This is a genomic window from Streptomyces sp. NPDC025784 (assembly GCF_055558435.1).
Genome location: NZ_JBVHMN010000005.1, coordinates 151,942 through 177,916 on the forward strand (window position 1 = coordinate 151,942; position 25,975 = coordinate 177,916).

Sequence of the window (25,975 nt, forward strand, 5' to 3'; positions counted from 1 at the left end):
GTGTCGTCGACACCAACCGCTGCGGACAAGCCGTCCGACCGGACTCTCGCAACGGGCCCTGATGGGCCCCGTTCCGGCGAGGCATCCGTCGATGGGGTCGGGCCGGTAACGGGACTTGGCGAAGGCCCTGTCGCAGGGTGTCCAGCGGGTGGGTGGGGTCGGTGAGGGCGGCTCAGTGACAACGAGCCGGCCCGCAACCAGCCGACCCAGATCGCCAGGGCCGCCGCCGCGTTCCTCAGGAGGATCGTCGGCTGCGTGCGTCTCGAAGGACCTGCAGTGCCGCCAGCCGTCCGGAGGCCGCGTTGTTGCCCGCCCCCGGCCAGGTCGCCGCGCCGGTGAGATAGAGACGGCGAACCGCTGTGCGGTAGCCGTTGTGTCCGCTGCCCAGCGGGCGGAACAGGAAGTTCTGCGGCAGGTGATGGCTGCCCGCAGTGCTGTCGCCACCGACCAGGTTGGGGTTGGCTGATTCGAGGTCCTGCGGCGTGCGGACGGCGCGGCCGGCGATCCGGGAAGAAGCGCCGGGCGCGTAACGCTCGAGCTTGCTCAGCACCCGATCCCCCATCGCTTCCGCGATCTCGGACCACGCCGTTGCCTTGATGGTGCCCGCGGCGTCACCGCGGACGACGGCGGGCACGGTTCGTACCTGGATCCACGCGATGTGCTTTCCAGCGGGGGCGCGTGTCGGATCGATCGCCGTCGTCTGACCGACCACCAGCAGCGGGTCGGTGGGGAGGAGCCCGGCCTGGGCCTCCGCGTAGGTCCGCGCGAGGTCGTCGACGTACGGTGCGACGTGCACGTATCCGAACTCGCCGAGGTCCTCGCCCCCGGACCACGGCAGCGGCCCGTCGAGTGCGAGATGGACCATCAGGGTGCCCGGGCCGTATCGAAAAGCGCGTGCCCGGCGTCGCACGTCGGCGGAGACGTCCTCCGGTTCGAGGAGTCGTTCGTACAGTGCGCCGGGACCCGTGTTGGCGATGACCGCACGGCGTGCATGCAGTCGGGTGCCGTCCACTGTCCGCACGCCGACCGCGCGGCCGCCCTGGCACAGCACCCGGTCCACTTCTGCTCCGGTGTGGACCTCACCGCCCTTCTCGGTGAGCAGAGCCGCGAGGGTGTCGGGCAGTCGTTGTGCGCCGCCTTCGACGACGGACATGCCGTTCTCCATGTCGGCGAACAGCTCGAGCAGCGGGAACATCGCTCCGCCGGCCACATCGGGAGCAAAATCGAGGTGCATGCCCCAGCAGGCTGCCATGGCTTGCGCCTCGCGGCTGGCGAACCAAGTCTCCCCCAGTTCCCGGGTGCTCATGAGGAGTGTCCGGACGAGATCCAGAGCACCGCCCTTCCCCTGCCTGCGCAGCAGACGGACGACCTCGCGGGTGGCGGCCCATGACGGAAGTGCGGAGCCGTACAGTGCGAACAAGTAGGGGGCGTAGCGCTGGTAGACCGCGTACAGGCGGTCGAACCCGTCGGCGTCCTCAGGGTCATGGGCCACGAGCGTGTCGCGGGTTCTCGCGTAGTCCTGGTGGACCCGCAGGCTCCGACCGTCGGGAAAGACATTGGCGTACGGGGAAGTTGTGACACGGAACTTGAGGCCCAAGCGCGTGAGGTCGGACCCGAAATCCGCGTAGGCGGCCGACCCCAGGAACAGGTTCTGGTTCGTCGAGTACAGGTCGTGGACGAAGCCCGGCAAGGTGACCTCGCCGCTTGCGATCGCGCCGCCCACGACGTCGTTGCGCTCCAGAACCGCCACCGACCAGCCGGAACGGGCGAGATACAGCGCCGCGACGAGGCCGTTGTGGCCTCCACCGACGACGATCGCGTCGTAAGTGGTCATCGTCCCGGTACCGCCCGTGCCTTGCCGGCCTCGGGTCGCCGCTCGACGTCGGCTCCACGGTGCCTGGCCTGGCCCTGCCCCTGCCCGGTCAGGGTCCGGATCCGGCCGAAGGTCGTCTCGACCCGCCGAGGGTCGGCCATCAGCTCCTCGAACACATTTCCGCCATGTCCCATCGCACGTGTGCCTCTCACTGGACCTCTCGGGGCGGGTCTGTTCCCGCCCGCACAGACAGTGATCCCCCTCCCGCCGGGGCCTCGTAAGGCGCCAGACATGCGCCTCACCCCTTTGGAGGCAGCGTTGGGCCTCCGCCACTTCGGTGGGCCGGGCCCAGGACAGGCGTCATGACCTCACCACCTCAACCTGGCACCATGACCGCCCGGCCAGTCACCAACGGCCCACGATCCGCGGTGTCGTCAGGACCGCCATGAGGCCGCATGCCGCCTCGCCCGGTCCGCGGCGGCAAGGATCTCGAACAACTCCTCGCACTGCCGGGCGACCTCGGCCGGCCGCGTCACCGACGTGTCCGAACGGCAGGCCTAGTGCGGTACGCGGTAGCGGAGGTAGACGACGCCTGAGTCGAAGATTCGGGTCTGGACGAGTTCGAGATCCACCTGGCGCTCGTGCTGGGGAAAGAACGGAATGCCGCCGCCGACCAGCACCGGATAGACCCTGGCCCGGTACTCGTCGATCAGACCCGACGCGGCCGCCTCTGCGGCGAGAGTCGCGCCGCCGATCGCGATGTCGCCCTCCGCCGGCTCGGCTCGCAGCCGCTCGACCTCCTCCGCCAGACTGCCGGAGGCCAGGCGGGCACTGCCCTGTACCGCGGACAGTGTGTTGGAGAACACCACCTTGGGAAGCGGGTTCCAGAGCCCGGCCCACTCCAGCTTCGAGTCGTCGAGCGAAGGATCCTCGTCGGCGGTCTCCCAGTACAGCATCGTCTCGTACAGCCGTCGTCCCAACAGGTGAACGCCGACCTCTCGGATCTCGTCGATCCAGGAGCGAAAGACCTCCTCGTCGGGTTCCGTCCAGTCGAAGTCGCCGTTCGGCCCGACGATGTAGCCGTCGAGCGAGACGTTCATCGAGTAGGTCACGCTGCGCATCACAAGCCCTCCTCGGTTACGGGTTCGACAGTACGACCGCCGGACACCGCAGGACTCATCGCGGCTCGCGGTATCCCCTCGGATCTCCCCGCTCCGGGCGGCCACCGTCGCCAAGGGCCGCGCCGCTTTCACAGCACGGCCTGGTCGGGTTTGCGGGACACTGCACGAAGTCGAGCGCCCTCACCACCACCTGCCGCGTGTCACCACCACTCACGACGGCAGGTGGCATCTCACCCGCCCGTGCCGACCATCGGTCCGCTACTTCAGTTCACCCTCGGTGTAGTAGCCGCTCGCCACCAGCACACGCCGGTAGTTGGTCTTGTCGACGCCCTCCGGCTGGAGCAGATACGCGGGTACGACCTTGGAACCGTTGTTGTAGGTGCTGGTGTCGTTCACGTTCGGCTCCCGGTCGTGGAGCAGGTCGTCGGCCATCGCCACGGCCACCTCCGCCAGGTGCCGAAGGTCCTTGTAGACGGTCTGCGACTGCCGGCCCGCGATGATGGACTTCACCGAGGCCAGCTCCGCGTCCTGACCGGTGACGACCGGAAGGGGCTTGGCAGCGGAGCCGTAGCCGTCCGACTCGAACGCGGCCAGGACACCGATGGAGATGCCGTCGTACGGCGACAGGACTGCGTCGACCCTGCTTCCGCCGTACGACTCGGCGAGGATGCGGCCCATACGCTTCCGTGCGGTGGCGCCGTCCCAGCGCAGGGTGGTGACCTCATCCAGTTTCGTCTGCCCGGACCGGACGACCAGCAGCTTCTTGTCCATGTACGGCCGAAGGAGCTGCATCGCTCCGTCGAAGAAGTACTTGGTGTTGTTGTCGTCCTTGGACCCCGCGAACAGCTCGATGTTGAACGGACCCTTGCCGTCCTCGATGCCGAGCTTCTCGATGATGTAGCGGGCCTGGAGCCGGCCGACCTGTTCGTTGTCGAAGGAGGCGTAGTAATCGACGTTCTTCGTGCCGAGGATGAGCCTGTCGTAGGAGATCACCGGTATCTCCGCGTCGGCCGCCTGCTGAAGCACCTTCCTCAGCGACCTGTTGTCGATGGCCGCGACGATGAGGGCGTCGACGTGCTGATCAATCAGATCCTGGATCTGCTCGACCTGCTGCGCCGGGTCGTCGTCCCCGTAGACCAGCCGAGTCTTGTACCCGTTGCCCTTCAGGTCCCTGACGATGGTGTTGCCGTCCGTGATCCAGCGCTCGGACGCCCGGGTGGGCATGGCGATGCCCACGGTGTCCCCCTTCGCTGAGTCCTCCGGATCACTCTTGCCGCAAGCTGACAGAGCAAGGGACACGGAGGTGGCCCCGGCGACGACCAGGAAGACGGTTCTTCGGTTGTGCACGGTGATCGTTCCTTGTTCTTCTCGTCGTTGAGAAAACTGACAGACAATCAGGACGGCGGTGCGCAAGGCGGGAAGGGGCAGAAAGGGGCGGTAAGCGGGTACGGACTCAAAGCCGGTCGGCCGTACCCGTATCCCTGGCTCCGATCCCGGAGTCGCGGCGCAGATCGTTCTACGGCGTTTCCCCCAGTCGGGACCTCGACCAGGGCGGCATTCGCGCCTCGGGCGGCTCGGCGGTCCCACCCGTCCGTACGCCTGCCGAGATCGTCAGGATCTTGGTGCACTGCACTGCGGGAGCCGACCCCTATTCACGTCAACTGTGTTGCCACACCAGGCTGTTGCTCAATCGATGTTCGAAATTTCGTCATACGTTCGAATCGCTGGCGTGACCTTAGGAGTCCGGGTGCAGGGTGTCAACTACGGTGACAGACAGCAGCTTTCGCCCGCCCCGGCGCCTTCGGCTCTTCCACGATCGGGGTATGGCACCCGGCCGGGCTGAGCAGTTGAGCTGCGACGTCGTCGAAGGCCGACGCCGCCTTGGTCCGGAGAGTCAGGCCGAAGGCCTCTTGATCAGCCGTTCGCTCAGCTCCCACAGACGCTGGGCGGACCGGGGGTCAATGGAGTGTGGCACGACGTCGGCCGGGACCTCGGTGTCGGGATCGGTGAGATCGATGGGTTTCGGGTCCTCGTCCAGCGGTGAGATGTCGCTGTTGTTGAGGTAGACGCCACCGATGTCGGCGAGCAAGGGGCTGGTGGCCGCGAACACGATGGTCGCGGCGCCCTGCTCCGGCGTCTTCTTTCCACGGTCCGGGTCGATGATCGGCTCACCGGATTCGTCGATGAGGCCCATGGCGCGCTGTGCCTCCTCGCCCACCGACCTGTTGAAGGCAGTGGCGGGCACGATGCCCGGGTGGGGGGCATAGGCACGGATTCCGTCGGCGGCCCAGCGGTGGTCCAACTCGACCGTGAACAGCACGTTGGCGGTCTTCGACTGGGGATAGGTGAGGCTGGGGTCGTACCGGCCGGTGGTGAAATGCGGGTCGTCCCACAGGATGTCGGACATTCGCTGGGCGCCTGACGTGGTGTTGACGACCCGGGCGCCGCCGGCTGCACGCAGTGCGGGGTACAAGCCCAGCGTCAGCTGAAAGTGGCCGAGGTGGTTGGCCGCGAACTGCGCCTCGTAGCCGCGCGCGTCGTGCACGATCCCGCCCGAGCCCGGGAAGCCCGCGTTGTTGATCAGGATGTGGAGGGGCCGGCCGGAGTCGAGGTGGCGGGCGACGAAGGCGTCGATCGAAGCCGGTTCGAGCAAGTCCAGCTGACGGACCTCGATGTCCGCGATTCCGGCGACCGCCTTCTCGGCACGGTCGGTGTTGCGGGAGCCGACGGTGACCGTGGCACCGGCCTCGGCCAGCGCGCGTGTGGCCACCAGCCCGAGCCCGGAGTGACCGCCGGTGATGATCACGTTCTTGCCCGTGAGGTCGATGCCCTTCATGACGTCGTCGACCGTCGACGCGGGAGTGAAGCCGGATCCGATGGGGCGCTGATCGTGCGTGGTGCTTGGTGTCATACCTTCAGCCTGCGCCGCGGCGCGTGGATTCTGAATGCTTGTCGATCCGCATTTCTTTCGCAACAGTACGGAGATGGACAAAGATCAGCTCTCCGAGGTGTTCGACCTCATCGAGGTCCGCGGTGTGCTCTCCGGCGGGTTCGCGGCACGCGGCCCGTGGGTCTCGCGCGGGTCGCTCGGGACCCCGTTGAAGTTCTTCGCACTGGTGAGTGGTTGTGCACGGCTGTCCACGGACGGCGTCGACGCGTCGGTCGAGCTCGAGCCGGGCGACGTCGTCGTGCTGAACAACCGGTCGTGGCTGGAGCTCGAAGGTGGCACCGGCGGCGCGCCGCGCCGCGAGATCCTGCCCGAGGAAGACGACCTCTCGGCCGATCTCCTCGGTGCCGACTTCGACACCGACGACGTCGTGGTCGGTGGCCGAGTCGAGCTCAACCCGACCGGTCAGGCACTGCTGCAGCAGGCGCTCCCACCGGTCGCGCACGTCCGGGGATCAGCCGCCACCGCGAACAACCTGCGCGGCACCATCCATCGACTGTTCGACGAGGTGAGCACACGCCGGATCGGCGCAGAGTTCGCGATCCGCCAGCACGTACAGCTCTTGGTGCTGGAGATGGTGCGTGCCTATGCCTGCCAGGCCGAACTGTCCCCGGGCTGGCTGCGACTGCTGACCGACGAGCGGTTGCGCCCGGCGATCGAGCTCATGCACGCCGATCCCGGAAAGCCCTGGGGCTTGGACGAGCTGGCCCGCGCCGCGGCGATGTCACGCACCTCATTCGCCGACCGCTTCCGGACCGTGGCGGGCGTCCCGCCCTTGGCCTACCTCGGCCGCTGGCGGATGCTGCTCGCGCAGCAGGCACTGCGCGACGGCGACGTCCGGGTCGGAGCCCTTGCCTCGAAGCTGGGATACACGTCCGAGAGTGCGTTCAGCACCGCGTTCAAACGTCAGGTCGGACTGTCGCCCCTGCGATATCGGCAGCGCCTACGCACGCAACAACTCGCGGGTCCGCGATACACCGGATCGTAGGAGGGCCCACGGCACCGGCGCGCGCAAACCAGCGAACTGCCCCGCCCGCCCCATCAGACGATCAAGAACACGCACAGCCGCCTGGCAAGAGCGCGAGCGCGGATCTCCCCATCACGCCGGACGCCTCAACCTGCAACTTCAGGACAGACAAGGCTCACAGAGCAAGTCAGCTGATCCACAACTCGCGACGATCACTCGACTCCGCCGACCTCACCCTTACTCTGCCGGAGGCATCTCCCGAGGCCCCCAGACATGACCCAGCCCGATCAGCACCAGGCCACTCAGCCCGATGGCGGTCCGGACGCCGAAGGGCACGAGATGTGCCGTCGCGAGTGTCGCCGCCAGCAGCAAGGCACCAATACCCCATACGCCCGGTCGCCTCACTTTCCCGCGCAGCCAGGGAAACGCCACACGTCCATGCGCCAGGGCAAACACACCTGCCACGCCCATCGTCAGCGCCATCGCGTCGCCGACCACAACAGCCACCATCAACACGACCCCGCCCTCGCGTCTTCCCCAAGCCACCCGTCGGCATGGTCCCCGTACTCACGGAGGGATCACAAAGCCGGAATCCGGCAATGTCCGCCTCACCCAGATGAGCATCTCGCCAGCCATCGCACTTCGGCAACGCTCCCGGGATACCGTGCCGTTGGCAGATCAGACGGGGAGGACGACTTGGACGCGGGGAGCGAGACCGACGACTCGATCGAGGCCGCCTGGGACTTTCGGGCGCGTGCGGCCGAAGCCTGGGACGAGCGGTCCCGATCCTCCACCACTACGTGGGTTCCGCCCATCTTGGCGGCCCTGGTCCACAGGGCGCGGAACAGCGCGCTGGGGCGGTTCTACCCGTACACCAGCCATGCAGCGCTTGCGTTCAGCACCGGACCTCGTCACTGGCTCGGCGAGGGTGAGGTCCTGCCGGTGGCCATCGAACTCGTTCCCGAAGGTCTCTATGTCGTGCGTACCCGCTCAGCCGGCATGGTGCTCGAAACGGCCAGCGCTGATGAGGCAGTGACCGAAGCGGAGCGGCTGGTCGAGCGTCTGACGGGCGACGGCCAGGCCTCGGCTCGGGGAGTCTCGGGGCCGTCCAACGGCGACCGACGATGACGGACGCAGACAGCCGTTGACGGCTCGGTCGCAGGTCATGGGCAACACATGCACGACTTGGTCAGCGCACTCGTCCGGGCCGACGACATCTCCCGTCCGTGGCCGCGCAGTTGGAGCACGGACCCGACATGATCTTCTGCAAGTCGCGCTGGACAGCGATCACAGGTCCAGCTCATGGCGTCGGGAAAGTTGGGGACCGGAGGCGGTGAGTTCAAGACTGACGACACTGCGTCCGCAGCGTGATGGAATCGCGGCCAGGGTCCCGAAACTCTGCTGACTGCCGCGCGCCCACCAGGCTAGGGTCCAGCCATGTCCAGCGATGCGCCTGATCCCTTCAAGGAGGTCATGACGCGAGAGTCTCTCGCCGCCGTGATCCGCAACCTCTGCGACGACTTTCACCGACGGGGCGAGGAGTGGGAGAACCGCACCGTAGAGGACTACCTCGGTGCACTGGCCGCGTGGATCACGGACTCGCCCGGTTCGTACCGATACCTGGGCGAAGAGATGCCACCGGAGGGCGACTGGACGTTTTTTGCGCGAGCACTCAGCGCGGCCGTGGTCTACGAGTAGCCGGAGGACAGCCACCGGTGCTGCAAGCCAGGGGGACGCACAGCTTGCAACCGGCCCGCGGCGGCCGACATCAACGGTTGACGCCAATAGATGCGGACAGCGACGACCGAGGCCGGACCTCGGCGGAGGATCGACCTGGGCGCAGGGTCCGTTGGTAGACGCCGACAGTCCTCCTGTGATCGACCGGATAAAGATGGGGTCATGTCTCAGGACTTGCCCCTTTCGCGAGGCGCCATGGCACCGGATGCATATTCCGGGTCAAGGCAGAACCAGAGAGCAAGCGGAATGACCTCATTGCTGTGCGAAGCCACTCGCTGGGCGCTCGATGACGACGACGACTTCTACCCTGGATGGGTCGAGGTGCGCCTGACCGACGCCCATGGCCGGCAATGGGTCTTCTTCGACAAGCCGCCGATCTTCGGTGGTGGTGATGCGCTGGGCCCCAAAGCCACGTACCCCATCGCGGTGACGATGGGCTGCGTGATCTTGAGTCGCACCTCAGATCCGGACGGCAACGAGGTCGTCACGATCTCTACGGGCGGACGGCCGGAAGCCACAGAAGGCGACCGGAGCGAGTTCGACGTTCGACCCGATCAGCTGGTGGAGCCGTGACCCCGAGAGGAAGGCACGGCGCGACCTGCGGGTCGTGTCACTCTCGCGCCAGAACGGGCGGGGAATCACAGGGAACTGAAGCGCGGAGCGGGCAGCGCAGCCGCACTGCGCCCAGCCAGTAAGCCCGCAGCGGGGGCCCGCGATCGCCCAACCTCGCTCCACAAGCGGGGGGAGCAGTTCGCAGACTCCTCCCGTCGCAATCATTGCCGGGCGGCGTCACTCATCCTTTCCCGGAGCGAATCAAGGGCGCAGGCGCCAGTCGCGCAACAGAGGAAACCACCCCTGGTATGAGGAACCATGCCGGGCCGGCATTCCGACGGTGAGCACCACTACGGACAGCAGCAGTTGCATCCCTGCCACGAAGCGGCCGAACGACCGGTTCGGAGGCAGCCAGGGCAGCGCGGCCCAAGCAACGGGCAGCAAGAGCCATAGAACGAGCGCGACAACCATCAGCACCTTCTGTCTAGTCACTCACCGGCTTGGCGGCTCCGCAGAGTTCGGAGTCACTCGCGACCTCTCGCATGGGCTGCCGACACCGAGCGCGTTGACCATATACACCTCGGTGCTACTGAACTTGAATGAGTGATGTCGGGACGGCGCCCGGCCGACTGGTGATGACGGCTCGGCTTCCACAGACTTAGCCGAACAGGTCGTCGGGGAAGCCTGCGGCCTGTAGTAGCGCGTCCTTGGTCATCCACAGCGACACAGTGTCCATCGCGAGCGTCCTGTCGATGAAGCAGTCGCTCGGGATCTCCAGCTGGTCGTCAAAGCGAACCCTCCGCAGACTTCGCTCCGGGCTTCGCGGACCTCGCGTCACGGTCTGCCAGAACTCGTCATCGGTGTGGATGACGGCCCAGCGCGTTGGGCCGATGGCGAGGCTGAGCGAGTTCTCGGGGATGTCGGCACCCCGCCACAGAGATACGCCGGCTGGGCAATCGACCCCTGCTGCCAGATAGATCTGCGCGGCCTGGTCAGCGTGCGCGACGACTTCGGCGACGCCAGCCACGTGGCATCCGGTCTCCACCTGGGCGGTGGCCTGCCCGTACCTGAGGTAAAAGGCTCCTGTGGTCCCTTGGTCGGTCATGCCGCCTCCGTTCAGGGCTCTTCCTCCCCCAGCAGCAGACGGCTCCGGGCGGGTGCTGCTATTTGAGCACGGGTCTGTGCAGGCGCGACCAGATGGTCAGGCGTCCTGCGACAGGCCGGTGCCTGTCAGGAGCCGTCGATGACATCTGGACGGTACTGGAGGCCTTTGAGCTTGCGTTTCACGGCACGGGTGACTTCACCGAGGTTGGCGGCAGCGAGGTTGCAACGTCTTCACCCGTGCCGGCGTCCACCGCTGATCCGCCCAGCCGTGCACCAGCGACCCCCGCTCCAACTCCCCTGCCAGACGGACGATCTGGACATCGGACAGCCGAGGCCGGCCAGGCGAGCCCTTCGAGATCACCCCAGCCTCACCCTGCTCCCGCCAAGCCCGGCGCCACCGCTCCACGGACCGATCGCTCACCCGTAACGCGTCAGCGATCTCTCGATTCTTCTGACCGCTCTCGAAGCGTTCCACGGACTGCAGCCGCACCCGCTCTCTCGCGGCCCTCCCCGCGTCGGACAGCCCTCCGCCCTGCGCGTACCTCACACCAGAGACCTACCGGACCAGCCCAACTCCCTTCAGTCGACGTTCCACTCACCCGGCAGGACCTCGTCACAGAAGACGCAGACGAAGTCCTCCTCGCGCACAATGTTGAGCTGTCGGCAGGTGGGGCAGCGTCGGAACACCACCTCGTGCGAGAAACCGGACGGGCGAACGATCCCCGCCCGGTCCAGGGCCTCGGCAACGGCCGACCACGAGCTCACATCCGGGCAGTAGCCGGTCGATTGATTGCTGATCTCGTCGACCGCCCACCGCCCGGACTCCTCGCGGAAGCTGATCTCGCCGGCGCCCAGGACCGCTTCTCCACCAGCACACACCACGTGTTCTCTACGACGGGGCGCAAGACGCAGGACCCCAGCCGGATCCACAACGAAGGTGAAGGGCTCGGCCAACTCCTCAGCCGTCCGAGCCCGGACCCACTCGTCGAAGTCCTCCGGCGAACGCATGCTCTGACCCTCGCCATCCGGTCGGACGAGGCCTCTCAACTCGGCCGGTCCGACGTAGCCATAGCTCCACCCAGGCATGGTCATGCTCGCCAACCTAGACCCGCGCCCCGCCATGGACTGGGGAATTACGTGACTGCAGGGGTACGGTCAGCGGATCTGAGCCACCGCAGCGTGGTTGTGGCCGTTGGCCGAAGGCATGACCTCAGGTCGACTTCACCGCCGACTTCACGCTGCTGTCCGAAGAGCAGGGCAGCGTGGAGATCGTCTCCGGCGATCGCCTCCCCCCCCTGCTGCAGGGAGGCGCACCTCCTGCCGAAGCCAGGGTGCTCCGAAGCCCCACGAGGCTCGCCGACGACTGGGCCGTCCATGGATGGCCGGCGCGGACTGCCGTGGATTCGCCTACTTGCCGGCGCGGGCCATGAGGAGCGGCTGGAAGAAGCCGGTCTCCTGGGGGAGCCGCCACTCCGCGTCGACGAAGCCGGCCTCGGCCGCGAGGGACGTCAGCCGGTCCCGGCCGAGCGCCCAGTAAGTGGTCCGGCGGACCTGCACACGCCATTCTCCGCCCGTCGGGAGGAGTTGGAAGTGTTCCAAGTCGTAGTGCTCACCGTCGTTGTGCCAGTGCCAGAGCTGGAAGGTGACGGTTCGCTCCTCGCCGTCGGCGCCGTCGGCGCGCCCGTGAACTTGTGGTGGCATCGAAGCGGGGCGCTCGCGCCGCAGATCGTCGTAGGGACGTGTGCTGACCAGCAGCAGGCCTCCTGGACGCAGCACGCGACGCATCTCGGCCAGGGCAGCGTGCACGTCCCGCTCTGTCAGCAGGTGAGGCAGGGCGTTGTCGGCGCAGACGACAGCGTCGAACCGGCCGTCGGGAAACGGCAGGTATCGCATGTCGGCGACGGCGGTGCGCAGGCTCAGGTTCCGGTCGGCGGCCTCGCGGACAGCACGGGCGGCGGCTCGGGGGCTGAGGTCGGTCCCCGTGACACGGTGCCCGCGCAGCGCCAGGCCGATGGCCTGCGTGCCGATGCCGCAGGAGCAGTCGAGCACCTGCGCGTGCTCCCTACCGATCAGGGCGTCCAGAGCCTCTCCCTGCCGGCGGGCGCTCGCGTCCCAGTCCGGGTAGATCAGGTGGTAGTCGTCTGCCAGTTCGTCGTAGAAGCGCGCCACCGATTTCTCGGGCATGGCGCGAGATTATCGTGCGTGATTCCCCGTGGGCGGTCGCCACCATTGCGGGCCTCCTCCATGCCTGCAACCACCGTCGCTGCCACACCGCAACCAGGAATGGCGCACCCGGGTGCGGAGTGGGGAGGGATCGCCCGCGCACAGGACCTCAAGGAAGCATGTCGCCGCGGTTCACGCAGTTGTACGAGCCGTCGTCATTGCGCCCCACGCTGTCGTACGACCAGCAGTGAAGGGCTGGCGCGAGCGTCCACATCCGAAGTGCCATGAGTACGCCGATGCAGGCGACGGCCGCCCAGCCCGCATGGGACCGCCATCCGGAGAGCGCCTGTCCGCCGACGGTCACCAGAGCTGCGAACCCCAGCATGTAGACGATCAACGGCCCCATGTTCTCCCGCAGCCCGGGAAAGGACTCCATCTCGATGGTCCCCCCGAAGCTGATCAAAACCACGAGCACGGCACACGCGAATACGAGGGCCGCTGTGCAGCCACGGGCTGCACGCGCGTATGGCCCGGGCGTGTACTCGCCTTGTTCCAACGGCTGTTCCTCGTTCAAGGCCATTCCTCATCTTCGCGTGGGCCGTGATCGTAACGGGACGACCGAGCGGGACGAGAGACGGTGGGGCGTACTGCCCCAGGGTGCTACGGCTCTGCCGCACGCCCGGCCCCGCAAGGCCGGCATGGTGCAACCCCGGTGCAAAAGCCGCGGGGACGCTGTAGTCCGGGGTCATTTCCGTATGGCCGGTGTCAGGCGACGTCTGCGACACCGGACGGGCCGAAGTGATGTCCGCCTGCCTTCACGGCACGAGACAGCGCCCCCTCATTTCAAGGTCTGATCAGTCACATCACTGCGGCTGCTGCCGGACCGGGTCCATGACGGAGCCCGCCGCCTTGGGTCCGCACAGCTGCGAGGAGTTCGAGATGCGCAAACTTTCGTCACTGTCCATGGCCACCGCCCTCGTCGTCGCAGTAGGTGCGACGGTCTTCGCCGTACCGGCCCAAGCGGCGACCACGCCGCGCGGGACCACACTCGCCGGCGCTTCCGCAGGGGCGTCAGAGCCTGCCTCGCAGGACACGGTGAAGCTCATTCAGGGCTTCTACGCCGCCTTCGCCAAGGGAGACATTCCCACCGCGCAGAAGTTCGTGACCGACGACTTCATCATGCATGTGCCGGGGAAGGGCCTCAACGCCGGGGAGTACTGGGGCAAGGAGGGGCTTCGCGAGTTCATGGGCCGCATCCTCGGCTACAACGGCGGCACCTTCGAACTGAAGGTGCCGCACTTCGCGGTGAACGGCGACACCGCCTTCACCCGCGAGATCGTGACGCTCAACCGCAAGAAGGATCCGGCGAAGATCTGGACGCTGCGCTTCACCATGCAGTACAAGATCAAGAACGGCCGCGTCTCGGAGGCATGGACCATGCCCGAGGAACAGGACGTCTACGACGCCTACTGGACACCGTCGCTCGACACGCCCCGCGGCACACCGGCTTCCTCCCAGCCGGCGCCGTCCCTGCCCGACGCCGCGCACGCCGTCTCCCCCAAGAACACGGGCTTCCTGAACACCTTCTACAACACGTTCTGGAGCGGGGACCTCGACGGGGTCCATCGCATGGTCTCGGACGACGTCGAAGTGCGCATCCCCGGGCACTCCGACATCTCCGGCGTCTACAAGGGATGGGACGGCTTCCTCACATTCCGCGAGCGGGTGATGGCCACCGTCGGCAGCCGGTACAAACTGGATGTGTCCGCGATGGCGGGCGACAGTGCCGGGGGCTTCGCGCGTGAGTTCATCCGGATGAACCGCCCCTGGGATCCGGCAGTCAAGTCGATCGACGTGACCATGTACTACACCGTCCGCCACGGAAAGATCGTGAAGATGGAGGACGTTCCGGTGGACACCAACGCCTGGCAGGACTTCTTCACGAACCCGCACAAGGGAAGGTAGCCGCCCACCGCGCAGTGTCCGGGGCCGGCAACACCGTTGCCGGTCCCGGACGTTGACGGCCGAAGAGGGCCTGCCGCGGCGGGGGCACATCGACGTGGCGGTGGTGCTTCTTGCGGCCGACCGGGCAGCCGCCGCGCCCGCGGGCAGGAGTGTCGGCCTGGCCGCACGACCGGGTCCCGATATGTGGCACGTATGGCCGCTTCAGGCAGCGACCGTGCGAGGTCTGCGAGCTAGATTCGGCGGTACACCGTCCCAAGGCGGTACCGGCCGATGACCCCCCGCGGGTACGGGCGGACGCATCAACGGCTGCCCGGCCGCTGCCCAGCCTCGGTCATGCCCTTGGACCCCGCCCGCATGCCGGGGTTCTGCCCGGCAGAAACACCCAAGTCACCTCTCCCAGCAAGACGCCGTAGCTGTCGACGCCGTCCGCACCGTACATACGAAGGACCCGCTATGCCCGCCGTAACCGTCGAGGATCTCCTGGTCCTCCCCCGCCTCCCGCACCCCGAAGCGACCGCCGCCGACCGCCCCGTCCGTCACGTGGTCACCGCGCCCCAACAGCAGGAGGGGGCCGGCTTCATGGTGCGCCGCCCGTTCCCGAGCGCTGCTTTGCACGACGCGGACCCGTTCCTGCTGCTCGACCACGTCGGTGAGACCGTCTACCAGCCCTACGAGGCCAAGGGCGCTCCCTGGCACCCTCACCGCGGATTCGAAACGGTCACCTACGTCATCGACGGCACGGTGGTGCACCACGATTCCAACGGTGGCGGAGGCGTCATATCGGATGGGGACACGCAGTGGATGACCGCGGGGTCGGGGATCCTGCACGACGAAGTCCCCAGCGAGGAGGTCCTGGCCAAGGGCGGCCTCAGTCACGGCATCCAGCTGTGGGTGAACCTGCCCCGCGCCCGCAAGTGGGCGCAGCCGCGCTACCAGGACGTCCGGGCGGACCGACTCCGACTGCTCACCTCCGATGACGGCGGGGCGCTGGTACGCCTGATCGCCGGTGGTCTCGGCGGCTACCAGGGACCGGGTGTGACCTACACCCCGATCGTCTATGCGCACGCGAGTCTGCTTCCCCAGGCGCGGTTGCGGACGGGGTGGGATCCGCAGTTCAGCGCGATGGTCTACGTCCTGCAAGGAGCGGGGAGCGTGGGCCCGGACAGGCGCCCCGTGCGGGAGGGGCAACTGGCGGTGTTCGGTGCGGGCGATGTCATCACTGTGCAGGCGGGGCCCCATCAGCGCGGCCGCACCGGCCGCTTCGAGGTGCTCATGCTGGGCGGCGTGCCGCTGAGGGAACCGATCGCCCGCTACGGCCCGTTCGTGATGAACACCGAGGCGGAGATCCGGCAGGCCGTCGAGGACTATCAGCAGGGCAGGATGGGCCACATTCCCGCAGCCCACCTGGGAACGCCGTAAGGATGCGGCAAGGGGGCCGCGGTTGACTACGCCTGGGTCGACGCGGGCGCCGTCGTTCGATGGGGGCAAGGGCAGCGCCCGCCGGAGATGAGGGAACGGCGGGCGCCGCTGGGGGTGTTGTCGCCGTCAGCGGGAGCGGACGTAGGCGGCGAGGCCGGCGCGCAAGGGGGCGGGCACCGCGCGATACAGGGCGGTGTGGAGCAGCTCGCCGACGAAGGCGAGAGCGTCGCCGTCGGCTGTCAGGAGGCCGACGCGGAGGGCTTGTTCGACCTGCTGGGCTGTTCTCCAGCCGTCGGTGCCCGCGGCTTTGAGCAGCTGCTCGAAGGGAAAGGTGGGGCCGATGAGAGCCGCGGTGCGCAGCAGGTGCGTCATCGGCTCCCCCACGTGGTCGACCAGGTCGAGCGCCGCATTGATCAGTGTGTCGGGCAGGTGGTCCGGGTCGTCCAGGGGTGCGCCCGCGCGAGCGGCTCGCAGGGCCGCCAGGACCAGGGCGGGGCGGCCGGCGGTGAGCTGGTGGACGCGGTGGGCTGCTTGTGGCACGTCGTGGCGGGCGGCCAGCTCGGCGACGACGTGGGGCCCAAGCGGTTCAAGAGGCAGCTGGGTGGAGTGGGGCAGATGTCGTGCGATGCGGTCGGCGCCGTCGTCCCGCGCGCCGAGAACCACCATCACCCGGTGGCCGGCGGCGTCCTGGGACAGGTGGTGGAGGGTTTCCAGGGTGCGCGCGTCCGCGCAGTGGGCGTCGTCGACAGCCAGCAGCACGGGGTGGTCGGTGGAGAGTCCGCGCAGGAAGATCGCGGCTGCGTCGGCGTGTCCGTGCGCCGGCGGCCTGGCGCGCTCGTCGCCGCGGCGGTCGGGCCCGGTGATCGCGTCGATGTGCGTCATGACGGCCTGCGGCCGGTCGGCGATGCCGTCGGCCGCGCGGGTGACCTCTTCGGGCCGCGCGGTGCGGCAGAAGTCCTCGATGGTCTGCTCAAGTACGGGGGTGTCCAGGAGACGTTCGGGACCGGGGCAGCGTGCGGCAAGGACGGTGGCACCGTGGTGGTGGACCTGGCCGCGCAGTGCGGACAGCACGGCGGAGATGCCGACTCCGGCCCCGCCACGCAGCACGACGGTGGTGGGGTGCCCGGTCAGCGCCAGCCGCCACCCTGCCCGCAGTCGGTCGAGTTCTTCGTCCCTGCCGGTGAGGTGCTGGTGGGGTGCGTCGACCGGTGCTGCGGGCCGCGGCTGCGCGGGCGTGAGGGTGGGCCGGCCCTGGAGAATGGCCCCGTGCAGGGCCTCGGTGCGCGGGTCGGGGTCGGTTCCCAACTCGGTACGCAGGGTGCGGCGCAGCCGGCTGAAGGTGTGCAGGGCGGCGGCGGCCGAACCGAGACGGTACTGAGCGGCCATCAGGGCACGCCACGCCGGCTCGTCGTAGGGGTCGTCGTGCGCGGCTGCCGCGGCCAGGTTCGCGGCCTGCCGGTGGTCGTGCAGATGTTCCGCGGCCTGCCAGGCGGCTTCGCGGGCACGGCGCAACAGCCGTCGCAGTGTCCGGTCGAGGTCCGCGCTCCAGTCGGCGGGCTGGAACTCCTCGACCGCGCGGCCCGCACCGAGCAGGCCCAGTGCTCGGCGCGCGGCGACATCCGCGAACGCGGGTTCGCCGGCGTGCAGATGCCGCTCGGCCGCCCGGGTCAGGCGGGCCGCCTCGTCCACGTCGACCTGCCAGCCCTTGGTGTTGAGCCGATATCCGGAACCGGCGCGCTCCAGGCAGGTGCCGACCACTTTGCGCAGCCGGCTGACGAGGGAGGCGACCGTCTGCGTGGCGGTGGGCGGGGCGTGGTCGGGCCAGAGCGTCTCGATGATGGTGTCCTTGCTGACGACCCGGTTGCGGTGGACGGCCAGCAACGCGAACAGCAGGACCGCGCGTCCCCTGGGGAGGCCGGGCGGGTTCTCGGACTGTGCCCCCGTCAGCTCCAGGGGCCCGATGAGCCGCAGATGGACGGGGTCCCCCAGGACGAATGCGTTGGTGCAGGACGGCATGCAGGTGGTGCTCTTTCGTGGTGCGGGGCAATGACTGGCATCCAGCCTCGCCGCACCGCCCTCCTGCCCGCCAGCGGGCGGCGGGACGACAACCCCTCGGTTCCGGCCTGTGCCCTCGCCGCTCTCGCTGCTGGTGGGCGGCGTTTCAGCGCCGGTTGTGCAGCGCGTGGTGGACCACGGCGCGCAGGGCCGTGAAGGAGTCGGCGAAGCGCTCCAGCCCTTCCTTCTCCAGGGCGGCCATGACCTCGTCGTAGGCGATGCCGGCGGCCTGCAGCCGGTGCAGGACCTCGGTGGAGTCCTCGTAGGTGCCGCGCACGCTTCCGGGCGGGAAGGCGGCGTGATCTGCGACCGCGTCGAGTGTGTTGCGGGGCATGGTGGTGATGGTCCCCGGTGCGAGGAGTCCGGTCACATAGCGGGTGTCGCTGTAGTGGGGGTTCTTGGTGGCGGTGGAGGCCCACAGCGGTCGCTGCGGGCGGGCGCCCGCGTCGTGCAGGCGCCGCCAGCGCCGTGTGGAGAACTCCTTCTCGTACAGGTGGTGGGCCAGGCGGGCGTTGGCGAGCGCGGCCCGCCCCTGCAGTGCGGCCCGGGTGGGGCCGCCCTGTTGGGCGAGGCGGGCGTCGACGGCAGTGTCGACGCGGGAGACGAAGAAGGAAGCGACCGAGGCGATCGGGGCAAGGGGGCGTCCCTGCGCCCGGGCACGCTCCAGTCCGGTGAAGTAGGCGTGGATGACCTCGCGGTAGCGGCGCAGGCTGAACAGCAGCGTCATGTTGACGCTGATCCCTTCCGCGAGGAGCAGGGTCAGGGCGTGTGTCCCTTCCACCGTGGCCGGTACTTTGATCAGGACGTTGGGCCGGTCGACGAGCCGGCGCAGTCGGCGTGCCTCGGTGAGAGTGGCGGCGCTGTCGTGGGCCACCAGGGGGGAGACCTCCACGGACACATACCCCTCGATGCCGTCGGAGGCCTCGTAGGTGGGGCGCAGCAGGTCACAGGCCTGCCGCACGTCGTGCGTCGTCAGGGCCTGCAGCGCCTCGTCCACGTCCGCGCCTGCGCGCCGCAGTTCCTCGAGTTGCCCGCGGTAGGGGCCGCTGCCGTCGCCGATGGCCGCTTGGAAGATCGTGGGGTTGCTGGTGATGCCGGTGACTTTCCCGGCCTGGATGAGGCAGGACAGTTCGCCCGACTCCAGGTCGCGCCGGTTGAGATCGTCCAGCCACACGGCCACATCGTGCGCGGTCAGGTGGGCGAGAGGGTCGCTCATGGGTGTCGCTCCTTCTTTCCGGGGCCGGCGTGCCGCAGGCCACCTGGGTGTGCGGTGAGCCTGAAGGCCGGCGTTGCAGCCGGATTGCACTGCGCGGACGGGCGGGTGGTGGCCGGCCGTGCAAGAACGGTGCAAGGCGCCGCGTCAGTGTGGGCAGCGCGTCTTCATCCCGGGCGGACTCGTCGTGGCTGCCGGTCGCCGACACACCGTCGGTACCGGGGGCACGAACGTCCTGCACCGGCGGCCGTGGCCTGATGGGTGGGTCACGTGGCCGTGCGCGCAGACATGCCGCCGACCGGGGCGCGGGTTGACCCCCACACAACCACCCGCCCCGGGCCGCCCGGTGCCCTCGTGGGAGAGGGCCGCCCGGGGCCGCGGACGGGACGCACGGACAGCCGGCGAGGCCCGTGCCGAGGCCGGGTGTCCCGTCGGTACGCGTGTGGTCACGCGGTGATCAGGAGGATGGTGTGGGAACACAGAGTCGGCGCAGCCGCAGCCGGCACAACTGGCCTGCGTGGCTGAGCGAGTTCGTCTCGACCGCGATCCTGCTGCTGGTGATGGTCACCCTGTTCAGGCACCTGTTCGGCGCCGAGGGTCTGCTGGAACGCGCCCTGCCCTCGCAGGAGGGCCGGCTGGTCGCGGACGCCGTGGTCAGCGGTACCACGGTCGGCCTGCTGATCGTCTCGCCGTTCGGGCGGCGTTCGGGCGGCCACATGAACCCGGCCGTCTCGCTGGCGTTCTGGCTGATGGGAGCCCTCCCGGGACGGGATGCGGCGGCATACGTCGCCGCCCAACTGGCCGGTTCCGTCGCGGGGGTGGCGGTGGGCCGGCTGGTGTGGGGCGAGCCGACGGCCGGTCGCGCCGTCGGTCACGCCGTCATCCGGGCAACCGAGAACATCCCGTGGGCTGCCGTGTTCGCCTCCGAGGCCGCGGCGACCGCCGTGATGCTCGCCGCGGTGACCTTCGTGGCGGCGCGGCCCCGCCTGGCCTTCCTGCTGCCGGCGGTCGCGGCGTCGGTGATCGCCGCGCTGATCCTGCTGACCGGCCGATGGACGGGCGGAAGTTTCAACCCGGCCCGGCAGTTCGGGCCGGAGCTGTTCTCCCACGACCTGGCGTGGCTGTGGGTGTACCTGATCGCCCCGCTGGTGGGCGGCGGGCTCTTCGGCCTGGTGCGCAGGCGCCTGCCGCACGCGCCTGCGCTGCCCGCCTCACCACCGCCGCCACCGCCGGCGCCAGCGCCAGCGCCGCCAACGCCACCGCTGGCTCCGGCTCCGGCTCCGGGAGAGGGCTGCCGGCCGCACGCGGGCATGTGCGATGGCCCGATCCGTGGGGACCACGGCCCAGAGGCCGGACATGGCAACCCGCACAGCACGGGTTGAAGACCCGTGAAGGCGCTGCTCAAGCGCCGTGATCCTGACATCCGGATCGTTCGAGAAAGGCCCTGTGATGATCGACTCGACTGCCTCGGAGCGTGTGCGATGACCGCCTCATCGTCTCTGGCCGCCAAGCAGCGGCCGGAGTTTCTGGTTGCGTTGGCGTTGGCGGCCGGCCCGGTGGTGGCGCTGGGATTCACCCGCTTCGCGTACGCGCTGCTGCTGCCGGCCATGCGCGAGAAGCTGCACTGGAGTTATGCGGCGGCCGGCGGGATGAACACCGCCAACGCGCTGGGCTACATCATCGGAGCCGCCACCGCGGCCTGGTGGTCGCGCCGCTTCGGCTCCGGGAAGGCGTTCGTGTGGGGCATCGTCATCAGTGCGCTCACCCTGCTCGCCTCCGGGACGACCGACAACTTCGCCGGCCTGACCGTCCTGCGGTTCATCGGCGGCCTGAGCACCGCGGTGACCTTCGTGGTCGGTTCGGCTCTCGCCTCCCGCGTCCACAGCGGCGGCCAACAGGCCCGCTCGGCCTCCCTGGTGGGGATGTACATGGCCGGAGTCGGCATCGGCGTGGTGCTCTCCGGCGTGGTCGTCCCCGCGGCGCTCACCGCCTGGGGCGCGTCCGGCTGGCAGGCCGGTTGGCTGCTGATGGGGCTGCTCGCCCTCCTCGCCATCGGACCCGCCTCCTGGGCCGCACGCCAGGTCCCCGAGCAGGCCGGCAGCGGTGCCGCCCACAGCGGCCGGGCCGGCCTCAAGCCGCTGACGCCCCTCTTCGTCTGGTACGTGCTGTTCGGCGCCGGCTACGTGTCCTACATGACCTTCGTCATCGCCCTGCTGCACAGCCAAGGCATGAAGGTCTGGGGCACCGGCACGTTCTTCATCGTGCTGGGCGCAGCCTCCGCGGCCGCGACGCTGCTGGTGTGGGGCCGGGTGATCGGCCGACTGCGCGGCGGCACGGCCCCCGCGCTGGTCTCGGCCGTCGTGCTGATCGGCGTGCTGCCCGTGCTGTTGTGGCACGGGATGGGCGCCGCGATCGCCTCGGCGATCATCTTCGGCGGCTCGTTCATGGCCGGGCCCACCGCCGTGACCGTCCTGGCCCGCCGGATGCTGCCCGCGCACGCCTGGACCTTGGGCATCGCCCTGCTGACGGTCGCCTTCAGCGTCGGCCAGGCCGTCGGTCCCCTGATCTCCGGCCTGCTGTCCGACTCCTCCGGAGGCATCGCCAAGGGCCTGTGGCTGTCCGTCGTCCTGCTCGCCGTCTCCGCCGCCGTCGCCCTCGTCCAGCGCGAACGGACGGCAGAGCACCACCACCAGGAAGCGCCGGCGGCCGCCCCCGCCCCGAGCGGCATCCAGCGCTGACCCCACCCCCCTCAAGGAGCACGACCCCCATGTTTCACCGCATCCTGATCGCCGTCGACGGCAGCCCCGCCGCGCACGGCGCGATCCGCACCACCGCCGAACTGGCCTTCCTGACCGGCGCGCAGGTCCGTGTGCTGCACATCGACACCTCCGAGGTGGTGTACGACACCGTCGTCGGCCTGGAGGACGATCCCACCGCCCACCGGGTCCTGGACTCGGCCGTGGCGACCCTGCGGCAGGCCGGCGTCCAAGCCGACGGCGAACTGCTGGACGGGCTGGTGTCGGACGTGGCGCAAGCCGTGCGGGAGGCCGCCGAGGCCTTCGACGCCGACCTGATCGTCGTCAGCCCGCATCACCGCGGTCGTCTCGCGGGCTGGTTCTCCCCCAGTGTCAGCACCGCGATCGCCCACAACAGCCGCACCGCCGTGCTCCTGGCTCCCGAGCAGGGCTGAGATGTCCCACGGCACGGTGCACGTCACCGATCAGGCGGGCCAAGCCCGCCTGATCGCTGTCGGGGCCGACCCGTCCCTCACCACGGTGCAGGTCGAACAACCAGTCGTCGGCGGCGGCGCCGGCTCCTGACAAGCAAGGCGGCCCCGGCGCCCCTCGGCCCTCCCGGGCCGGCAGGCGCCGGGGCCGCGAGAAAGGCATCATGGCAGTGCCCCAGCAACAGATCATTCTCGTCCGGCACGCGGAGACGGCCTGGAACCGTTCCCGCCGCTACTACACGGGGCAGGACGATCCCGACCTGACCGCCGCAGGCAGGCGCGAGGCCGGCTTGCTCCTGCCGCATCTCGAGGCCTACCAGGACGCCCATGTGCTGTGCAGTCCAGCACTGCGAGCCCGCCGCACCGCACAACTGGCGGGCCTGACCGCTGAGATCGACCCCGGCCTGCGGGAGTGGAGCTACCAGCTGCCCGACGGCCACACGGTGGACGAGCGCTGCGGAAGCGAACCGTGCCGCCACGACATCTGGGACGACGCGCTGCACACGGAAGCGTGCAGGGGCGAATGCCTGCCAGAGGTGACAGCCCGGGCGGACCATGTGCTCGACTGCGCCCGCCGCCTCACCGCCACGGGCAGACCCGTCGTCCTCGTCTCGCACGGCAATCTCATACGGCTGATGACCGCCCGCTGGCTCGGCCTGTCCGCCGCGGCCGGGGCACACCTGGCGCTGCGCACCGCCTCCATAGGACGCCTGGCCCCCTACGACGGACGTCCCAGTCTGCTGGGCTGGAACTTCAGCCCGCCCTTCGACGACCGGTTGCTCGCCCGGCCTCCGGCAGCCGTCGACGCCCCACGGCATCGCCCGTGAACCCCACTCCTCTGCCCCCTCTCCTGGAGGATTCGTTGGACACCCACCCGCCCGTACACCTGGATCCGTATGCCGAGCGCTTCCTGACACAGCTGGCGGCGGCCGACGCGCCGCCGCTCGAAAGCCAGTCACCCCCCGAGGCTCGGGCCGACGCCCTGGCGTCCCAGCGCGCGGCCCAGGCGGTGCTCCAGCCCGTCCACATCCACGAGCAACACCTGCCCATCGGGCCCCGCGGCACGGTGCTGGTGCGGATCGTGCGGCCGGAAGGCTCCTCGGGCGTGCTGCCGGCGGTGATGTACTGCCACGGCGGCGGCTGGGTGCTGGGCGACCGCTTCTCCTACGACCGCACCACCCGCGACCTGGCCCACACCGGTGGCGTCGCCGTGGTGTTCGTGGAGTACACCCGCTCACCGGAGGCCCGTTACCCTGTCGCGCTCGAAGAGGTCTACGCGGCCACCGCCTGGATCGCCGAGCACGGGCAGGAGCTCGGCCTGGACGGGTCCCGGCTGGCGGTGGCCGGGGACAGCGCGGGCGGCAATCTGGCCACCGCCGCCGCCCTGCTGGCCAAGCGCCGGGGCGGCCCCCACCTGCTGCAGCAGGTGCTGTTCTACCCGGCATTGGACGCCGGTTTCGACACGCCGTCGTACGAGCAGTTCGCGGACGGCTTCTTCCTCACCCGCGCGCAGATGCGATGGTTCTGGGACCACTACGCCCCCGACCGCTCGGTGCGCACCGAACCGACCGCCGCACCGTTGCGGGCCACCGCACAGGAGCTGGCCGGGATGCCGCCGGCCCTGGTGATCACGGCCGAGGCGGACGTGCTGCGTGACGAGGGCGAGGCGTATGCCCGCAGGCTCACGCAGGCAGGTGTGCCGGTGGTCGCGGTCCGCTACCTGGGGGCGGTCCATTCGTTCACCGCGCAGGACGCACTGGCGGCCTCTCCCCTCACCCAGGCCGCGATGAACCAGGCCGGGCAGGCACTGCGGCATGCTCTGGCCGCACCCCGAGCCGAGACGGGGGGCCGCTGATGTCGACGGCCCTGGTGCTCGGTGGGGGCGGCGTGACGGGGATCGCCTGGGAGCTGGGGGTGCTCCAGGCCCTGCAGGAAGCGGGCGTGGACCTCACGGGCGCCGACCTGGTGGTCGGCACCTCGGCCGGATCGGTCGTGGCCGTCCAGGCCACCAGTGGCATCGACCTGCACCGCCTCCTCGCCGACCAACTGGCGCCCGCCGGCACCTCACAGGAGGTGAAGGCCGTCTTCGACCCGCAGGACACGGCGGCCGCCCTCACCAAGCTGACAGAGGGCGCCCACGACGAGCGGGAGACGAGGGCTCGGATCGGTGCCATGGCCCTTGCGGCACACACCGTCTCGGAGGCCGAGCGGATGCGGACCATCCGAGCCCGACTCCCCGTCGACACCTGGCCCGCCCGCCGGCTGCTCATCACGGCGGTGGACGCGCACACGGGCGATCTTGCCGTGTGGGACGGCACCTCGGGCGTCCCGCTGGCATCCGCCGTGGCGGCCAGCTGCGCCGTGCCCGGCGTCTGGCCGCCCGCCACCGTCGCCCGACGGCGCTATGTCGACGGCAGCGTCCGCTCCGCGACCAACGCCGACCTCGCCCTGGGCCACGACGTGGTGGTCGTCCTCGCGCCCGACACCGGCCCCGGCCTCAACCCCGCATCGCAGGGACTGGCCGGCGAGATGCCGCTGCTGCGCCCGCACAGCCAGGTCCTGGTCATCACACCTGACGACGCCGCACTCGACGCGATCGGCCCCAATCCGCTGGACCCCGCCCGGCGGCCCGCCTCCGCCCGCCACGGCCGGCGGCAGGGACAGGCGCTGACCGGCACTGTGCGAAAGATCTGGCCCGCTGCCACCGCCCGATAGGCCGCACGCGATGCCCGGGCCGGCCGTCGGCGGTCTCGCTACCCGTGCGGCCGCCCCGCGACGTACCGTCGAAAGGTGCTCCGGGAAGAAGCCACCGGCTCCGCCACCGCGCCTTCGGATCGCCGCCCGCTGTATGGGCTTGTCGACGCGGCTTGGGAGTTCGTACTGACTTCGGTCCTGCTGTACTGCGTGGTCACCGCCGCCCGCTGGCTGACATCCCCGGACTCGCCGCTCGCCGTGAGCAGCCCCCGTGCGGCGACAGCCGTCGTGGGGGTGGTGGTCGGCATCCTCCTCGTGGTGCTGATCACCTCCCCGCCGGGGCGCTGCTCCGGCGCCCACATGAACCCCGCGATCAGCGTCGCGCTGTGGCTGATGGGTGCCTTCCCCGGGCGCTATGTGCCCGTCTACGCCGCCGCGCAGTTGGCAGGCTCGGTGGCGGGCACCGCGCTGGGGCGGTTGTGCTGGGGTCCGGTGGTGTCCCGGCCCTCGCTGCGCTACGCCGCCGTGCACCCCAGCCCGGCGTGGAGCACAGCCGCGCTGGTGGTCACGGAGGCCGGCTGCCTCATCCTCGTGGTCGTGATGGTGGGGTTCTTCCTGACCCGCCCCTCCATCAGCCGCTGGCTGCCCTACGCCGTCGGCGCGGTGACGGCCCTGATCATCGCCGTGCTGGGGCAACTCAGCGGAGGTTCGGCGAACCCGGCACGCCAGCTGGGTCCCGCGCTGCTGTCCGGTGGCACCCGACTACTGTGGGTCTACCTGGCCGCCCCGCTGGTCGGCGCATCGATCGGGGCCGCGGTCCACTGCCTGTTCCAGCGTCGCCTGGGCGCCCCCACACTGTGCACCTACCGGCTGTGCGGGAGCGACGCCGCCGTGCGAAAACGGGCCCGTCAAGTGGCCTGAGGTGGGTACGCGACGGGTCGGTCGGCCCAGCCGTCACCGCTCGCTGTCATCCTGCGGATCGTTCCTTTCGGCCGCGGC

25 protein-coding genes and 1 pseudogene are annotated in these 25,975 nt (G+C 69.6%); 14 read left to right on the forward strand and 12 right to left on the reverse strand.

What is annotated here, in order from left to right; genetic code table 11:
* Positions 1-235: 235 nt before the first annotated feature.
* The 4 genes from ACZ4IF_RS14155 to ACZ4IF_RS14170 form a co-directional block, all read right to left on the reverse strand.
* The gene (locus ACZ4IF_RS14155; protein WP_467562575.1) at positions 236-1,834 is read right to left on the reverse strand and encodes a phytoene desaturase family protein; all 1,599 of its coding nucleotides are present in this window, start codon (positions 1,832-1,834) and stop codon (positions 236-238) included.
* 536 nt (positions 1,835-2,370) lie between these two features.
* Positions 2,371-2,934: a dihydrofolate reductase family protein gene (locus ACZ4IF_RS14160; protein WP_467562577.1), complete on the reverse strand. Its 564-nt coding sequence runs from the start codon at positions 2,932-2,934 to the stop codon at positions 2,371-2,373.
* A 258-nt stretch (positions 2,935-3,192) separates the two neighbouring features.
* Entirely contained in the window at positions 3,193-4,281 is a 1,089-nt protein-coding gene (gene chvE, locus ACZ4IF_RS14165; protein WP_467562579.1) for a multiple monosaccharide ABC transporter substrate-binding protein, read from the reverse strand.
* Positions 4,282-4,828: 547 nt separating this feature from the next.
* A complete protein-coding gene (locus tag ACZ4IF_RS14170; RefSeq protein WP_467562581.1) occupies positions 4,829-5,845 on the reverse strand; it encodes an SDR family NAD(P)-dependent oxidoreductase in 1,017 nt (338 codons plus the stop codon).
* Between the two features lie 34 nt (positions 5,846-5,879).
* Here ACZ4IF_RS14170 and ACZ4IF_RS14175 point away from each other — a divergent pair, with 34 nt between their 5' ends.
* On the forward strand, positions 5,880-6,869 hold the full coding sequence (locus ACZ4IF_RS14175; RefSeq protein WP_467562583.1) for an AraC family transcriptional regulator: 990 nt from the start codon (positions 5,880-5,882) through the stop codon (positions 6,867-6,869).
* 216 nt (positions 6,870-7,085) lie between these two features.
* Here the strand turns inward: ACZ4IF_RS14175 and ACZ4IF_RS14180 are convergent, their stop codons facing one another.
* Positions 7,086-7,364 (reverse strand): hypothetical protein, encoded by a 279-nt coding sequence (locus ACZ4IF_RS14180; RefSeq protein WP_467562585.1) that lies wholly within the window; start codon positions 7,362-7,364, stop codon positions 7,086-7,088.
* Positions 7,365-7,544: 180 nt separating this feature from the next.
* On the opposite strand from ACZ4IF_RS14180, the gene ACZ4IF_RS14185 reads away from it, so the two are divergent.
* The 3 genes from ACZ4IF_RS14185 to ACZ4IF_RS14195 all read left to right on the forward strand — a co-directional run bounded on the left by ACZ4IF_RS14185 (position 7,545) and on the right by ACZ4IF_RS14195 (position 9,158).
* Positions 7,545-7,976, forward strand: coding sequence for a DUF6193 family natural product biosynthesis protein (locus ACZ4IF_RS14185; RefSeq protein WP_467562587.1), 432 nt, complete (start codon positions 7,545-7,547; stop codon positions 7,974-7,976).
* A 345-nt stretch (positions 7,977-8,321) separates the two neighbouring features.
* Positions 8,322-8,546, forward strand: coding sequence for a DUF7660 family protein (locus ACZ4IF_RS14190; protein ID WP_467562589.1), 225 nt, complete (start codon positions 8,322-8,324; stop codon positions 8,544-8,546).
* A gap of 285 nt (positions 8,547-8,831) precedes the next feature.
* Positions 8,832-9,158, forward strand: a complete 327-nt coding sequence (locus tag ACZ4IF_RS14195; protein ID WP_467562591.1) for a hypothetical protein — start codon at positions 8,832-8,834, stop codon at positions 9,156-9,158.
* 637 nt (positions 9,159-9,795) lie between these two features.
* Here ACZ4IF_RS14195 and ACZ4IF_RS14200 read toward each other — a convergent pair.
* The 5 genes and pseudogenes from ACZ4IF_RS14200 to ACZ4IF_RS14220 all read right to left on the reverse strand — a co-directional run bounded on the left by ACZ4IF_RS14200 (position 9,796) and on the right by ACZ4IF_RS14220 (position 12,840).
* On the reverse strand, positions 9,796-10,242 hold the full coding sequence (locus ACZ4IF_RS14200; RefSeq protein ID WP_467562593.1) for a hypothetical protein: 447 nt from the start codon (positions 10,240-10,242) through the stop codon (positions 9,796-9,798).
* A gap of 222 nt (positions 10,243-10,464) precedes the next feature.
* A pseudogene (locus ACZ4IF_RS14205) lies at positions 10,465-10,788 on the reverse strand (helix-turn-helix domain-containing protein); the annotation flags it as partial.
* Between the two features lie 32 nt (positions 10,789-10,820).
* On the reverse strand, positions 10,821-11,333 hold the full coding sequence (locus tag ACZ4IF_RS14210) for a hypothetical protein (RefSeq protein ID WP_467562595.1): 513 nt from the start codon (positions 11,331-11,333) through the stop codon (positions 10,821-10,823).
* A 315-nt stretch (positions 11,334-11,648) separates the two neighbouring features.
* Positions 11,649-12,425: a class I SAM-dependent methyltransferase gene (locus ACZ4IF_RS14215; protein ID WP_467562597.1), complete on the reverse strand. Its 777-nt coding sequence runs from the start codon at positions 12,423-12,425 to the stop codon at positions 11,649-11,651.
* A gap of 148 nt (positions 12,426-12,573) precedes the next feature.
* Positions 12,574-12,840: a hypothetical protein gene (locus ACZ4IF_RS14220; protein ID WP_467562599.1), complete on the reverse strand. Its 267-nt coding sequence runs from the start codon at positions 12,838-12,840 to the stop codon at positions 12,574-12,576.
* 503 nt (positions 12,841-13,343) lie between these two features.
* On the opposite strand from ACZ4IF_RS14220, the gene ACZ4IF_RS14225 reads away from it, so the two are divergent.
* Positions 13,344-14,369 (forward strand): nuclear transport factor 2 family protein, encoded by a 1,026-nt coding sequence (locus tag ACZ4IF_RS14225; RefSeq protein ID WP_467562601.1) that lies wholly within the window; start codon positions 13,344-13,346, stop codon positions 14,367-14,369.
* Between the two features lie 453 nt (positions 14,370-14,822).
* Positions 14,823-15,788: a pirin family protein gene (locus tag ACZ4IF_RS14230; RefSeq protein WP_467562603.1), complete on the forward strand. Its 966-nt coding sequence runs from the start codon at positions 14,823-14,825 to the stop codon at positions 15,786-15,788.
* A 126-nt stretch (positions 15,789-15,914) separates the two neighbouring features.
* Here the strand turns inward: ACZ4IF_RS14230 and ACZ4IF_RS14235 are convergent, their stop codons facing one another.
* Positions 15,915-17,804, reverse strand: a complete 1,890-nt coding sequence (locus tag ACZ4IF_RS14235) for a BTAD domain-containing putative transcriptional regulator (RefSeq protein ID WP_467562605.1) — start codon at positions 17,802-17,804, stop codon at positions 15,915-15,917.
* Positions 17,805-17,949: 145 nt separating this feature from the next.
* Entirely contained in the window at positions 17,950-19,059 is a 1,110-nt protein-coding gene (tal, locus tag ACZ4IF_RS14240; RefSeq protein ID WP_467562607.1) for a transaldolase, read from the reverse strand.
* A gap of 467 nt (positions 19,060-19,526) precedes the next feature.
* Between tal and ACZ4IF_RS14245 the strand changes: the two genes are divergently transcribed.
* From ACZ4IF_RS14245 to ACZ4IF_RS14280, 8 genes are all read left to right on the forward strand, one after another.
* Positions 19,527-20,438 carry an aquaporin gene (locus tag ACZ4IF_RS14245; protein WP_467562609.1) on the forward strand — a complete coding sequence of 304 codons (912 nt, stop codon included), beginning with the start codon at positions 19,527-19,529 and terminating at the stop codon, positions 20,436-20,438.
* Between the two features lie 99 nt (positions 20,439-20,537).
* A complete protein-coding gene (locus ACZ4IF_RS14250) occupies positions 20,538-21,794 on the forward strand; it encodes a YbfB/YjiJ family MFS transporter (protein ID WP_467562611.1) in 1,257 nt (418 codons plus the stop codon).
* Between the two features lie 29 nt (positions 21,795-21,823).
* Positions 21,824-22,246: a universal stress protein gene (locus ACZ4IF_RS14255; RefSeq protein ID WP_467562613.1), complete on the forward strand. Its 423-nt coding sequence runs from the start codon at positions 21,824-21,826 to the stop codon at positions 22,244-22,246.
* 1 nt (position 22,247) lies between these two features.
* The gene (locus tag ACZ4IF_RS14260; protein WP_467562615.1) at positions 22,248-22,376 is read left to right on the forward strand and encodes a hypothetical protein; all 129 of its coding nucleotides are present in this window, start codon (positions 22,248-22,250) and stop codon (positions 22,374-22,376) included.
* Positions 22,377-22,446: 70 nt separating this feature from the next.
* The gene (locus ACZ4IF_RS14265) at positions 22,447-23,109 is read left to right on the forward strand and encodes a histidine phosphatase family protein (protein WP_467562617.1); all 663 of its coding nucleotides are present in this window, start codon (positions 22,447-22,449) and stop codon (positions 23,107-23,109) included.
* Positions 23,110-23,144: 35 nt separating this feature from the next.
* Positions 23,145-24,137: an alpha/beta hydrolase gene (locus ACZ4IF_RS14270; RefSeq protein WP_467562619.1), complete on the forward strand. Its 993-nt coding sequence runs from the start codon at positions 23,145-23,147 to the stop codon at positions 24,135-24,137.
* Positions 24,137-24,997: a patatin-like phospholipase family protein gene (locus tag ACZ4IF_RS14275; protein WP_467562621.1), complete on the forward strand. Its 861-nt coding sequence runs from the start codon at positions 24,137-24,139 to the stop codon at positions 24,995-24,997. The genes ACZ4IF_RS14270 and ACZ4IF_RS14275 overlap by 1 nt, the downstream gene beginning before the upstream one ends.
* A gap of 75 nt (positions 24,998-25,072) precedes the next feature.
* A complete protein-coding gene (locus ACZ4IF_RS14280; protein ID WP_467562623.1) occupies positions 25,073-25,897 on the forward strand; it encodes an MIP/aquaporin family protein in 825 nt (274 codons plus the stop codon).
* The last annotated feature ends 78 nt before the right edge of the window (positions 25,898-25,975 follow it).

Excerpts from the sequence above, each read along its gene's own strand:
- ACZ4IF_RS14155 (WP_467562575.1), bottom strand. The coding sequence starts at position 1,834 with ATGACCACTTACGACGCGATCGTCGTCGGTGGAGGCCACAACGGCCTC.
- ACZ4IF_RS14160 (WP_467562577.1), bottom strand. The coding sequence starts at position 2,934 with ATGCGCAGCGTGACCTACTCGATGAACGTCTCGCTCGACGGCTACATC.
- ACZ4IF_RS14170 (WP_467562581.1), bottom strand. The coding sequence starts at position 5,845 with ATGACACCAAGCACCACGCACGATCAGCGCCCCATCGGATCCGGCTTC.
- ACZ4IF_RS14175 (WP_467562583.1), top strand. The coding sequence starts at position 5,880 with ATGCTTGTCGATCCGCATTTCTTTCGCAACAGTACGGAGATGGACAAA.
- ACZ4IF_RS14190 (WP_467562589.1), top strand. The coding sequence starts at position 8,322 with ATGACGCGAGAGTCTCTCGCCGCCGTGATCCGCAACCTCTGCGACGAC.
- ACZ4IF_RS14195 (WP_467562591.1), top strand. The coding sequence starts at position 8,832 with ATGACCTCATTGCTGTGCGAAGCCACTCGCTGGGCGCTCGATGACGAC.
- ACZ4IF_RS14200 (WP_467562593.1), bottom strand. The coding sequence starts at position 10,242 with ATGACCGACCAAGGGACCACAGGAGCCTTTTACCTCAGGTACGGGCAG.
- ACZ4IF_RS14210 (WP_467562595.1), bottom strand. The coding sequence starts at position 11,333 with ATGACCATGCCTGGGTGGAGCTATGGCTACGTCGGACCGGCCGAGTTG.
- ACZ4IF_RS14215 (WP_467562597.1), bottom strand. The coding sequence starts at position 12,425 with ATGCCCGAGAAATCGGTGGCGCGCTTCTACGACGAACTGGCAGACGAC.
- ACZ4IF_RS14220 (WP_467562599.1), bottom strand. The coding sequence starts at position 12,840 with ATGGAGTCCTTTCCCGGGCTGCGGGAGAACATGGGGCCGTTGATCGTC.
- ACZ4IF_RS14225 (WP_467562601.1), top strand. The coding sequence starts at position 13,344 with ATGCGCAAACTTTCGTCACTGTCCATGGCCACCGCCCTCGTCGTCGCA.
- ACZ4IF_RS14230 (WP_467562603.1), top strand. The coding sequence starts at position 14,823 with ATGCCCGCCGTAACCGTCGAGGATCTCCTGGTCCTCCCCCGCCTCCCG.
- ACZ4IF_RS14235 (WP_467562605.1), bottom strand. The coding sequence starts at position 17,804 with ATGCCGTCCTGCACCAACGCATTCGTCCTGGGGGACCCCGTCCATCTG.
- tal (WP_467562607.1), bottom strand. The coding sequence starts at position 19,059 with ATGAGCGACCCTCTCGCCCACCTGACCGCGCACGATGTGGCCGTGTGG.
- ACZ4IF_RS14250 (WP_467562611.1), top strand. The coding sequence starts at position 20,538 with ATGACCGCCTCATCGTCTCTGGCCGCCAAGCAGCGGCCGGAGTTTCTG.
- ACZ4IF_RS14255 (WP_467562613.1), top strand. The coding sequence starts at position 21,824 with ATGTTTCACCGCATCCTGATCGCCGTCGACGGCAGCCCCGCCGCGCAC.
- ACZ4IF_RS14260 (WP_467562615.1), top strand. The coding sequence starts at position 22,248 with ATGTCCCACGGCACGGTGCACGTCACCGATCAGGCGGGCCAAGCCCGC.
- ACZ4IF_RS14265 (WP_467562617.1), top strand. The coding sequence starts at position 22,447 with ATGGCAGTGCCCCAGCAACAGATCATTCTCGTCCGGCACGCGGAGACG.
- ACZ4IF_RS14275 (WP_467562621.1), top strand. The coding sequence starts at position 24,137 with ATGTCGACGGCCCTGGTGCTCGGTGGGGGCGGCGTGACGGGGATCGCC.